The organism is Pseudonocardia ammonioxydans (genome assembly GCF_900115005.1).
In the GTDB taxonomy this organism is placed as follows: Bacteria; Actinomycetota; Actinomycetes; order Mycobacteriales; family Pseudonocardiaceae; genus Pseudonocardia; species Pseudonocardia ammonioxydans.
The window spans coordinates 1-2,696 of the sequence record NZ_FOUY01000126.1 but is presented as its reverse complement, the minus strand read 5'-3'; the positions used below and the strand labels follow the sequence as shown (position 1 = coordinate 2,696).

At 71.0% G+C, this 2,696-nt stretch carries 3 protein-coding genes; 1 reads left to right on the top strand and 2 read right to left on the bottom strand.

The features are described from left to right. Both BM093_RS34510 and BM093_RS34505 read right to left on the bottom strand, forming a co-directional pair. On the bottom strand, positions 1–1,137 hold a 1,137-nt coding region (locus BM093_RS34510), incomplete at its 3' end, for a heavy metal translocating P-type ATPase (RefSeq protein ID WP_281248763.1). Positions 1,138–1,172: 35 nt separating this feature from the next. After that, positions 1,173–1,583, bottom strand: a complete 411-nt coding sequence (locus BM093_RS34505; protein WP_085915388.1) for an ArsR/SmtB family transcription factor — start codon at positions 1,581–1,583, stop codon at positions 1,173–1,175. Between the two features lie 796 nt (positions 1,584–2,379). Between BM093_RS34505 and BM093_RS34495 the strand changes: the two genes are divergently transcribed. Beyond that, positions 2,380–2,696 (top strand): DsbA family protein (locus tag BM093_RS34495; RefSeq protein WP_425439228.1); only part of this gene is annotated, 317 nt, incomplete at its 3' end.

Here is a 2,696-nt window from a genome sequence, read left to right as displayed (position 1 = left end):
CCACGGTGCCGCCTCGGCGGCGGTGAGGACCGCCCGGGCCAGCGGGTGCTCGCTCCGGGATTCCAGCGCAGCGGCGGTGGCCAGCACGTCGGCGTGGTCCTCGCCGGGTGCAGCGAGAACCTCGACCACCTCGGGCTCGTTGCGGGTCAGGGTGCCGGTCTTGTCCAGCGCGACAGCTCGGATCCGGCCGAGCTCCTCCAGCCCCGCACCACCCTTGACCAGCGCGCCGTGCCGGCTGGACGCGCCGATCGCGGCGACCACGGTGAGCGGTACCGAGATCGCCAGCGCGCACGGTGACGCGGCCACGAGCACGACGAGGGCTCGTTCGAGCCAGAGCATCGGATCGCCGAACAGCGCGCCCAGCCCGGCGATCAGCACGGCCAGGACCATGATCGCGGGAACCAGCGGGCGAGCGATCCGGTCGGCGAGGCACTGACCGGAGCCCTTGCGCTCCTGGGCCTGCTCGACGATGTGCACGATCCGCGCCAGCGAGCTGTCCGAGGCCGGGGCGCTGACCACGACCTCGATCGCGCCACCGCCGTTGATCGTCCCGGCGTAGAGGTCGTCGCCCGGGCCCGCCTCGACCGGGACCGACTCACCGGTGATCGCGGAGGTGTCCAGACTGGTCCGCCCGGTGCGGATGGTGCCGTCGGTCGCGGCTCGCTCACCGGGGCGCAGGATCAGGACGTCACCGACGACCAGGTCGTCAGGGGAGACGGTGACCTCGTCGCCGTCGCGCAGCACCGAGGCGGTCGGTGGGACCAGTCCGAGCAGGGCGCGTAGGCCGCGGCGGGTCCGGGTCACGGCATGGTGTTCGAGCCCTTCGGCGATGGAGAACAGGATCCCGAGCAGCGCGGCCTCGGCGATCTGTCCGAGTGCGACGGCGCCAATAACGGCGATCGTCATCAGGGTGCCGACACCGATCCGGCCGTGGCGCAGGTTGCGCAGCGCGTCGGGCACGAACGTCGACGCCGCGACCGCTGCGGCGGCCAGCTCGACACCGCCGATCAGCAGTGCCGGACCACCGGCGACGAGAGCGAGCACCCAGGCGGCGGCGAGTAGCACCGCAGCGACCGCGGCGAGCTGCAGCTCACGGACCTGCCAGATACGGCCAGGCCCCTCGTCGCCCCCCCGCAGCGCTGTCGTTCGCGGATGCGGGCGCAGTGTCGGAATCAGACACGATCTGCTCCTTCCAACACCGCGTCGCCGCCGCCGTCGGTGCCGACCGCAGTGCCGTTGTCGACCCCGACCAGCACCGCCAGGACGGAGCGTCCCCGGTCGGAGAGCTGGTACATCACCATCCGGCCGTCCCGGCGCGAGGTCACGACCCCGGCCGTGCGCAGCTGGCGCAGATGGTGTGACGCCAGTGCCTGCGACGTTCCGACGATCCAGGCGGTGTCGCACACACACAGTTCGGCCCCCTCGAGCAGGGCGGCCGCGATCCGCAGCCGGGTGGCATCCCCGAGTCCGCGGGCCACACCGGCCGCCGGTTCGATACGAGTGGTGTTCGGCAGTGCGGCACGGATCCGTTCAGCGTGCGGAAGATCGAGACAGAGCAGGTCACACGCGTCATCCATGGCCATCCAAATATTCTAACGAACGTCGATATGTTTGGGGTAGTGCTGCCCGAAGGGCAGAGCATCGGAGGGCGGACGTACTCTACGAGCCGTCGAAGATGCAGGCCGGTGGCATGACGTCGGGTCCGTCACGACGGAGGAGCAGGCCCGTTGCCTTCTGAGGAGGGGTGGGTGAGCGTGCGTACTGCGATACGCGGTCCCGCAACCCCATTCGTCGTCCTGCTGCTGGCCGTGCTCGTGCACACCGCGTTCGGCCCCCTCCTGGCCTGCCACGACATGCCGCAGGAACGGTCGGTGGCGATGGTCGCCTCCGTCACGGTGGCTCCGGACCAGGAGCCCGCAGAGTGTCCCGGCTGCGGGCCCGATGAGTCTCCCGATGCGGAGAGCCTCACCAGGAGTCTCGCAGCCGAGGATCTGCTCTCACCGAATGAGGCAGATCCGTGTACCCCGGACCGGCCCTGTCACGGCCCGAGCGGATCGCACGCCGCCGAGGAGGCCGCGCTACGCGGACTCGACAACCCGCGTGACCCGGGCCCCGCGCTCGTCCCCGCGTGCCTGGGGCCGGCCCGGACGGAGCGGCCCGTCCTGCCCGCGCCGATGTCGAGCCCGGCTCCTCCGGCGGCGGTTCGCGCGCCCGTCGCCGTGCTCTGCGTCGATCGGAACTGATTCGCCGGCGCCGTGGTCGACTTCCCATCCGTGATCGGCCGCTGAGGCCGTCTTGCGGGATGGTCGCGTCCGGAACCACCGCAGCGGAATCCGATTCGCGACGCCAGGTCGCCTGGTCTGCCCGGAGGGCCCTTCCATGTCACGCGCTACGCGCAACCGCACATCGTCATCCCACACGCCGCGTCGTCTGTCCAACACGACGCTGTCCCTGCTCATCGCCGGCCTGTTCGTCCTCGTCGTGGCCGCGTTGCTTGGCCTCACACGCCTCGGCAGCGATACCCCGGACAACAGCTCCGAAGCCGCAGCGGTCGCGGTCCGGGACAACAGCCACCGGCTGTCGACCGCGCCCGGCGCCACGGTGAACTTCGTGGAGTTCCTCGACTTCGAATGCGAGGCCTGCGGCGCGGTGTATCCGGCGATCGAACAGCTCCGCCAGCAGTACGGCGACCGCGT